The sequence below is a fragment of the Actinomadura opuntiae genome (assembly GCF_030283205.1).
In the GTDB taxonomy this organism is placed as follows: Bacteria; Actinomycetota; Actinomycetes; order Streptosporangiales; family Streptosporangiaceae; genus Spirillospora.
Window position 1 is genome coordinate 409,702 of the sequence record NZ_JASNWF010000009.1, and the last position, 7,549, is coordinate 417,250.

8 protein-coding genes are annotated in these 7,549 nt (G+C 73.4%); 2 read left to right on the forward strand and 6 right to left on the reverse strand.

Translation table 11 applies throughout. The features are described 5' to 3' along the window. Positions 1-233: 233 nt before the first annotated feature. A complete protein-coding gene (locus QP089_RS22135; protein WP_285913640.1) occupies positions 234-1,067 on the forward strand; it encodes a glycoside hydrolase domain-containing protein in 834 nt (277 codons plus the stop codon). Here QP089_RS22135 and QP089_RS22140 read toward each other — a convergent pair. The 6 genes from QP089_RS22140 to QP089_RS22165 all read right to left on the reverse strand — a co-directional run bounded on the left by QP089_RS22140 (position 1,053) and on the right by QP089_RS22165 (position 6,934). Continuing rightward, entirely contained in the window at positions 1,053-2,411 is a 1,359-nt protein-coding gene (locus QP089_RS22140; RefSeq protein WP_285913641.1) for a sensor histidine kinase, read from the reverse strand. The genes QP089_RS22135 and QP089_RS22140 overlap by 15 nt on opposite strands. After that, positions 2,408-3,082 (reverse strand): response regulator transcription factor, encoded by a 675-nt coding sequence (locus QP089_RS22145; protein WP_285913643.1) that lies wholly within the window; start codon positions 3,080-3,082, stop codon positions 2,408-2,410. Before QP089_RS22145 ends, QP089_RS22140 begins: the two co-directional genes overlap by 4 nt. Before the next feature lie 106 nt (positions 3,083-3,188). Beyond that, positions 3,189-3,656 (reverse strand): DUF5666 domain-containing protein, encoded by a 468-nt coding sequence (locus tag QP089_RS22150; RefSeq protein WP_285913644.1) that lies wholly within the window; start codon positions 3,654-3,656, stop codon positions 3,189-3,191. An 87-nt stretch (positions 3,657-3,743) separates the two neighbouring features. Then, positions 3,744-4,343, reverse strand: a complete 600-nt coding sequence (locus QP089_RS22155) for a TetR/AcrR family transcriptional regulator (RefSeq protein WP_285913645.1) — start codon at positions 4,341-4,343, stop codon at positions 3,744-3,746. Positions 4,344-4,396: 53 nt separating this feature from the next. Continuing rightward, the gene (gene recQ / locus QP089_RS22160) at positions 4,397-6,235 is read right to left on the reverse strand and encodes a DNA helicase RecQ (RefSeq protein ID WP_285913646.1); all 1,839 of its coding nucleotides are present in this window, start codon (positions 6,233-6,235) and stop codon (positions 4,397-4,399) included. A 45-nt stretch (positions 6,236-6,280) separates the two neighbouring features. Next, positions 6,281-6,934 (reverse strand): HAD family hydrolase, encoded by a 654-nt coding sequence (locus QP089_RS22165; RefSeq protein ID WP_285913647.1) that lies wholly within the window; start codon positions 6,932-6,934, stop codon positions 6,281-6,283. A gap of 196 nt (positions 6,935-7,130) precedes the next feature. On the opposite strand from QP089_RS22165, the gene QP089_RS22170 reads away from it, so the two are divergent. Next, a partial coding sequence (locus tag QP089_RS22170) for a hypothetical protein (RefSeq protein ID WP_285913648.1) occupies positions 7,131-7,549 on the forward strand: 419 nt, incomplete at its 3' end.

Below are 7,549 nucleotides of genomic sequence, written 5' to 3' on the forward strand. Positions count from 1 at the left end.
GATGCGCCCAGTAACTGCGGAGACCCGTAGTGTCGCTGGCCTCGAAGCGATCATAACTCCGCATGTGTCTCAGGTCACTGTCCTGTTGCACGTCGCTTCACCAAAGAATCGCCAGAAGATGACCGACGATGCGACGTTCGAATGGCCTTGCGTTGAACGTCGCGGAACATTGCTCACGCCATCGGTTCGCGGCGTGTTGTCTGCCCGTCAGGACTCGGTGAAGGGATGACGGGATGAGCGTGTTCGGTGTCGACTACGCATGGGGACGCCCCGGGGCGTCCGCGCTGCGGGAGGCCGGGGCGAGATTCGTCTGCCGGTACCTCTCGCACGACACGACCGGGAAGAACCTGACGCACGCCGAGGCGGTGGAGCTGTCGGAGGCCGGGTTGTGGCTGGTCGTCGTGTGGGAGAGCACGGCGTCTCGGGCGCTGTCGGGGCGGGACGGCGGCGCGGCGGACGCGCGGGACGCCGCGTCCCAGGCGAAGGCCTGCGGGATGCCCGCGGACCGGCCGATCTACTTCGCCGTGGACTTCGACGCCACGCCGCAGCAGCAGGCCGCGATCAACGCGTACGCCGACGGCGCCGCGTCCGTGCTGGGGCGCGGGCGGGTCGGGCTGTACGGCGGGTACTGGCCGGTCAAGCGGGCTTTCGACGCGAAGAAGATCACCTACGGGTGGCAGACGTACGCCTGGTCGGGCGGCAACTGGGACTCCCGCGCCCAGCTCCAGCAGTACTCCAACGACCACCGGATCAACGGGGTGGGCGTCGACTACGACCGGGCGATGCGCGACGACTACGGGCAGTGGAAGGCCGGCGGGTCCACCGCGCCGCACGCGCCGGCGTGGCCCGGCCGGTACATCACGCAGCCGCCCGTCATGCGGGGCGACGACGTGCGGACCTGGCAGTCGCGGATGCGCGCGCGGGGCTGGACGATCTCGGTGGACGGCGCGTACGGCCCGGCGTCGGAGGAGGTGTGCCGGGCGTTCCAGGCCGAGAAGCACCTCGGCGTGGACGGCGTCATCGGGCCGAAGACCTGGAAGGCCGCCTGGGACTCACCGGTGACCTGAACCGCCGGGCTCCGGGACCGGCAGGGTGATCCGGACGGTCGTCCCCGCCGGCGGCTGCGAGCGCAGCTCGGCGCGTCCGCCGTGCGCGGCGGCGATCGCGGCGACGATCGGCAGCCCCAGGCCGGTGCCGGTGCTGCCGTGCTCGGCGCGGTGGAAGCGCTCGAACGCGCGGGCCGCGTCCTCGGCCGCCATGCCCGGGCCCTCGTCGGCGACCTCGATGACGCCGGGCGCGAGCCGGATGGTCGCGGGCGTCCCCGGCGGGGTGTGCGCGGCGACGTTGGCCAGCAGGTTCGCGAAGACCTGCCGGATGCGCGCCTCGTCGACGTCCGCGACGAGCGTGCCGGGCGCGTCCAGCCGGACGGGGTGCTCGGGCGCGGCGGCGGTCGCGTCCGCGATCGCGTCCCTGGCCAGCGCGACGAGGTCGGTCGGGGCGGGCTCGACGGACGCCTCGCGGTCCAGCCGGGCGAGTTCGAGCAGGTCGGTGACCAGCCGGTTCATCCGGCCGGCCTCCTCCTCGATGCGGCGCATCGCGTCGGGCAGCTCGTCCGGGCCGAGGGCGCCGTGCCGGTACAGCTCGGCGTAGCCCTGGATGGTGGTCAGCGGGGTGCGCAGCTCGTGCGAGGCGTCGGCGGCGAACTCCCGCACCCGCGCCTCCGAGCGGCTGCGGGCCCAGAACGCCTGCTCGATGCGGTCCAGCATCACGTTGATGGCGGTGGCGAGCCGGGCGGTCTCGGTGCGGTGGCCCGGGCCCGGCATGCGGGCGCGCAGGTCGCCGCCCGCGGTGATCGCCTGCGCGGTGGCGGCCATCCGGTCCAGCGGCAGCAGCCCGCGGTGGATCAGCCACCGGCCGAGCAGGGTCAGCGCGGCGAGCAGCAGCGCGGCGGTGGCGACCTCGGTGAGGACCAGGTTGCGGACCGCCGAATGGATCTCGTCCAGCGGCGACGCCACGACGACGGTGCCGTTGCGCCAGGGACGCGCCACGGCGCGCAGGCCGGGCATGGAGAACGGTTCGAGCGACCGCGCGCGGGCGGCCAGGTCGTCCGGGCCGAGCCGGCGGACCTCGGCGACCGCGCGGTCCGGCGGCGGCGCGTCCCCGCTGAGCACCCGCACCCGCCCGGCCGGGCCGACGGCCAGCACGACGAACCGGGCCGGCGCGACGCCCTGCTCGGGCAGGCCGGGCCGGACCAGCCGGGCGACCGCCCGGTCGCGGGTCGCCTGGAGCTGCCCGTCCACCCGGTGCATCAGGTAGCCGTGCAGGACGAGCGCGCTGACCAGCCCCATGATCGCCAGCCCGGCGAGGGTGACGGCGAGCAGGCCGGCCAGCAGCCGGGCGTTGAGCGTCATGGCCGCAGCGCGTAGCCGACCCCGCGCTGGGTGTGGATCAGCGGCGTGCCGAGCGGGTCGAGCTTGCGCCGCAGGTAGCTGATGTAGGTCTCGACGACCTGCGGGTTGCCGTGGTCCCAGCCCCACACGCTCTCCAGGAGCTGGGTGCGCGACAGCACCATCCCGGCGTTGCGCATCAGGTGCGCCAGCAGCCGGAACTCCGTCGGCGACAGCTCCACCTCGACGCCGCCGCGCCGGACCGTCCACTGGCCCTCGTCCAGCTCCAGGTCGGCGACCCGCAGCACGGTCCCGGCGGGCGGCGCGGTCCGGCGCAGCACCGCCCGCACCCGGGCGATCAGCGCCTCGATCGAGAACGGCTTGGTGACGTAGTCGTCGCCGCCGAGCGTCAGCCCGGTGACGGTGTCGGACGGGGTGTCCCGCGCGGTCAGGAAGATCACCGGGACCTGGTCGCCGCCCGCGCGCAGCCGCCGGCACACCTCGAACCCGTCGAGGTCGGGCAGCATGACGTCGAGCAGGACGAGGTCGGGCCGCTCGTCGGCGGCGGCGCGCAGCGCCTGCCCGCCGGACGCCGCCGTGACGGTGGCGAAGCCGTGGAAGCGCAGCGCGACCTCGATGAGGTCGCGGATGTTGGCCTCGTCGTCCACGACGAGCACCCGCCGGTTCTCGCTCATCCGCTCCCGTCGCCAGCCTCCGGCCGGGCGCGGGCCCGGCCACCGTCCTGCCCCGAAACTACCCGGCCGGCGCCACCGGCCCGCCCGGCGGCGCCGGCCCGCCGGGTCAGTTCTTCTTCTTGGGCTCGCGGACGAGCTTGGCGGTGCGGGTGTCGCCCGAGCGCTCGCCGAGGACGAAGACCTGCGCGCCGGTGGTCAGGGCGGACAGCGTCGACTTGCCGCCGTCCTTGCGGACGCGGGTATCGGAGTTCGTCGTCCAGGTCCAGGTGGCGCCGTCGGCGCTGCGGACGGTGAGGGCCGTCCCGGAGATGCCGGTGATCTTGCCGCGCTGCCAGTCGGCGAGGTGGAAGCCGTCCTTGCGGCGGACGGTCGCCTCGCCGTGCACGCCGCGGACGCGGCGCAGCGGGGCCAGGCGCTTGCCGTGGCCGGGGTGCGCCTTCGGCGACGCGGTCGTGGTGGCGGAGGGGGACGGGGACGGGGAGTTCGCGGCGGCGGGAACGGCCAGGTACAGCCCGAGGCCGAGCAGTCCGGCGGCGCCCACCCCTGCGGCGAGGGTCTTCCTGTTGGTTCTCATGGTGCCCATCGAAGCGGCGGCGGCTGGTAGGAGTCCACGCGGAATCCTGGGAGAACCCTGAGAGTCCGCCGAGAGGGTCCGGACCGGTCAGCGGAAGGTGCGCAGGCCCTTCAGCATCGCCGACACCAGGTGGACGGCCTGCTCGCGGGCGCGCGCGGGGTCATCGGCCTCGGCGGTGGAGAGCGCGAGTTCGGTGAGGGCGCCGTAGAGGGCGGCGGCCGTCAGGCGCAGCGGATGGGCCGGGGCGGCGCCGAGCAGGGCGTTCAGGCTCTCTTCCAGGAGTGCGCCGAGGTGGCGCTGGTCGAGTTCGCGCCAGCGCTGCCAGCCGAGCGCGATGGGGCCCTGGAGCAGGACGATCTGGCGGTACTCCGGCTCGGAGCAGATGTCCAGGAACGCGCGGACGCATTCGACGCCCCGCAGCCACGGATCGTCGCCGGCCGCGGCCACCGCGGCGGCGATGCGGGCGGCGGCGCGGTCCTCGAACTCCTCGAAGACGGCTTCGAACAGACCCTGCTTGCCGGCGAAGTGGTGGTAGAGGGCGCCGCGGGTGAGGCCGGCGGCGCGGACGAGCTCCTCAGCGGAGACGTCGGCGAAACCGCGCTCGGCGAAGTGCCGGCGCCCGGCCTCCAGCAGGGCGGCGCGGGTGCTCTCGACGTACTGCTCGCGCCGGCTCCTGACCTGCTCCATGCGGTATGTATAACACATACACGACGTATGTGAGATTCGGGACGCAGGAGAGATCAGCCGGTCTCGGCGAGGGTCTCCAGCACCTGCTCGCCGTACTTGGCCAGCTTGTTCTCGCCGACGCCGTTCACCCTGCCCAGCTCGGCGAGCGACGACGGCAGCGCCGTCGCGATCTCGCGGAGCGTCGCGTCGTGGAAGATCACGTAGGCGGGCACGCCCTGCTCCTTGGCGGTCGCGGCGCGCCAGGCGCGCAGCCGCTCGAAGACCGGCGCGGCCTCGGCCGGCAGCTCGACGGGGGCCTTGCGGTCCTTGGCGGCCTTCGCCGCCTTCGCCGGGGTCCGTTCGGGTTCGCGGCGCATCAGCACCTTGCGCTCCCCGCGCAGGACGCCGGCGCTCGCCTCGGTCAGCACGAGCGTGCCGTGGTTGCTCTCGACCGCGACGAGCCCCTGCGCGAGCAGCTGCCGGACGACCCCGCGCCACTCCGCCTCGCGCAGCTCGGTGCCGATGCCGAACGACTTCAGCTCGTCATGGTCGAACTGGATGACCTTGGCGTTCTTCTTGCCGAGCAGGATGTCGACGATGTGCCCGGCGCCGAACTTCTGGCGGCGCTCCCGGTCGAGCCGGACGATCACCGACAGCACCTTCTGCGCCGCGACCGTCGCGTCCCACGTCTCCGGCGGAGACAGGCACGTGTCGCAGTTCCCGCACGGTTCGCCGGACTGCCCGAAGTAGTTCAGCAGCTGGACGCGGCGGCACTCCACGGTCTCGCAGAGCGCGAGCATCGCGTCCAGGTGCAGGGCCTGGCGGCGGCGGAACGCGGGGTCGCCCTCGCCGGAGTCGATCATCTTGCGGAGGTTGACGACGTCCTGCAGCCCGTAGGCGAGCCAGGCGGTGGACGGCAGGCCGTCGCGCCCGGCGCGGCCCGTCTCCTGGTAGTAGCCCTCCACGGATTTGGGCAGGTCGAGGTGGGCGACGAAGCGGACGTCCGGCTTGTCGATGCCCATGCCGAACGCGATGGTCGCGACCATGACGAGGCCCTCCTCGCGGAGGAATCGCGCCTGGTTCGCGGCGCGCGTCTGCGCGTCCAGGCCCGCGTGGTAGGGCAGGGCCTCGATGCCGTTCTCGGTGAGGAACGCGGCGTGCTTCTCCACCGAGTTGCGCGACAGGCAGTAGACGATGCCCGCGTCGCCCTTGTGCTCGGTCTGGAGGAGATGGAGGAGCTGCCGCTTGGCGTCGGTCTTCGGTTCGATCCGGTACTGGATGTTCGGTCTGTCGAAGCTCGCCACGAAATGCCGGGCGTCCTCCAGCTGCAGCCGGGACGCGATCTCGGAGCGGGTGGCCTGCGTCGCGGTCGCGGTGAGCGCGATGCGCGGCACGTCCGGCCAGCGCTCGTGCAGGCCGGACAGCATCAGGTAGTCGGGCCGGAAGTCGTGCCCCCACTGCGACACGCAGTGCGCCTCGTCGATCGCGAACAGCGCGACCGTGCCCCGGTCGAGCAACTCCACGGCGGCCGGGACGCGCAGCCGCTCGGGCGCGAGGTAGAGCAGGTCGAGCTCGCCCGCGAGGAACTGGGCCTCCACGACGCGGCGCTCGTCGAGGTCCTGCGTGGAGTTCAGGAAGCCCGCCCGGACGCCGAGCGCCCGCAGCGCGTCCACCTGGTCCTGCATCAGGGCGATCAGCGGCGAGATCACCACGCCGGTGCCCTTCCGGACCAGCGCGGGGATCTGGTAGCACAGCGACTTGCCGCCGCCGGTCGGCATCAGGACCAAGGCGTCCCCGCCGGAGACCACATGCTCGATGATCTCCCGCTGCCCGTCCCGGAACGCGTCGTAGCCGAACACGCGGCGCAGCGCGTCCAGCGTCTCCGGGGTCTCGAGGAAGTCGGGGGAAGCCATCGGCCCATACTACGAGCGGCCGCCGACAGCCGTCCCCGGCTTGGATCAGAGGGCGGCGACCAGCTCGGGGGTCAGCTCGTCCAGGTCCTTCGCGACGTGCGCCGCGAGCGCCAGCGCGTCGTCCGCGGGCGGGTGCGCCTCGCGCGGGATCGCGATCACCTTCATCCCGGCCGCGTGCGCGGACCGCAGGCCGTTGCTGGAGTCCTCGATCGCGACGCAGTCCGCGGCGGGGACCTCGAGCCGCGCGGCCGCGGTGAGGTAGCCGTCGGGCGCGGGCTTTCCGGCGTCGACCTCCTCGGTGGACACCGTCGCGCGGAACAGCGCGTCCAGCCCGAGCCGGCCGAGCACCAGGTCGATCAGGGCGCGCGGGGACGAGCTGGCCAGACCGAGCGGGCGGTAGGCGCCGAGCCGGCGGACGGCCTCCTCCGCGCCCGGCAGCAGCGGCAGCCCGTCCCGGTACCGCTGCGACATCTCGTCGATCACCGTGTAGGCGACCTCCTCGGCCGTCACGCCGTCGACCAGGTCGGCGGCGATGTAGGCGGCCCACTCGGCGGTGCTCATGCCCATGAGCCGCTGCTGGGTGTCGGGCAGCCAGCGGCCGCCGCGGGACGCGACGTACCCGCGCCGCACCTCCTCCCACACCGGCTCGGAGTCGATCAGCACGCCGTCCAGGTCGAAAACGATGGCCTCCAAGGGCATGGTCCCTCCCGGAACGTCGGCGCCGCCTACGGCAACGATCATTACCCGGCGCGGTCGGCGCGCAACCCGGGCTCGTTAAACGGACTAACGGCGACTGACCTGGATTTATCCGGCGAACTCGACATGATCGGCTTCCGTTCTGGCAAGGTGGTGGACCTCCGTCCCCCTCCGGAGTCACCGCAGAGGAGATCTGCACATGGCGTTCCTTGGACTGCTCCTGCTCGCCGCGGCCGCCATCGTCGCCGCCGGCGTCGTCCTCGACAACACCGACCCCGCGCACATCACCGCCTTCGGGCAGGCCGTCCCGGGCATCGACAACGAATGGCAGGTCTTCGTCGCCGGCGCGGCCGTCGCCGTCGTCCTCGTCGTCGGCCTGACGCTCACCCTCGTGGGCGCCGGACGGATCCTGCGCGCCCGCCGCGACCTGCGCTACCTGCGCGAGGAGCACGAGGAGTCGCTCACCACCCTGGAGCTGGAGAAGCGCCGGCTCCAGAGCGAACTCGCCCGCGTCCGGCAGAACGGCCCCGCTTCGTCCGCGCCGGGCGCGCCCCCGCTCCCGCGCCGCCCGGCCGCGCCCGCGCCGGCCGCACCCGCGCCGCCCGCGCCCGCGCCCGC

Coding starts and splice junctions, on each gene's coding strand:
- QP089_RS22135 (WP_285913640.1), top strand. CDS start 234: ATGAGCGTGTTCGGTGTCGACTACGCATGGGGACGCCCCGGGGCGTCC.
- QP089_RS22165 (WP_285913647.1), bottom strand. CDS start 6,934: ATGCCCTTGGAGGCCATCGTTTTCGACCTGGACGGCGTGCTGATCGAC.
- QP089_RS22140 (WP_285913641.1), bottom strand. CDS start 2,411: ATGACGCTCAACGCCCGGCTGCTGGCCGGCCTGCTCGCCGTCACCCTC.
- recQ (WP_285913646.1), bottom strand. CDS start 6,235: ATGGCTTCCCCCGACTTCCTCGAGACCCCGGAGACGCTGGACGCGCTG.
- QP089_RS22145 (WP_285913643.1), bottom strand. CDS start 3,082: ATGAGCGAGAACCGGCGGGTGCTCGTCGTGGACGACGAGGCCAACATC.
- QP089_RS22150 (WP_285913644.1), bottom strand. CDS start 3,656: ATGAGAACCAACAGGAAGACCCTCGCCGCAGGGGTGGGCGCCGCCGGA.
- QP089_RS22155 (WP_285913645.1), bottom strand. CDS start 4,343: ATGGAGCAGGTCAGGAGCCGGCGCGAGCAGTACGTCGAGAGCACCCGC.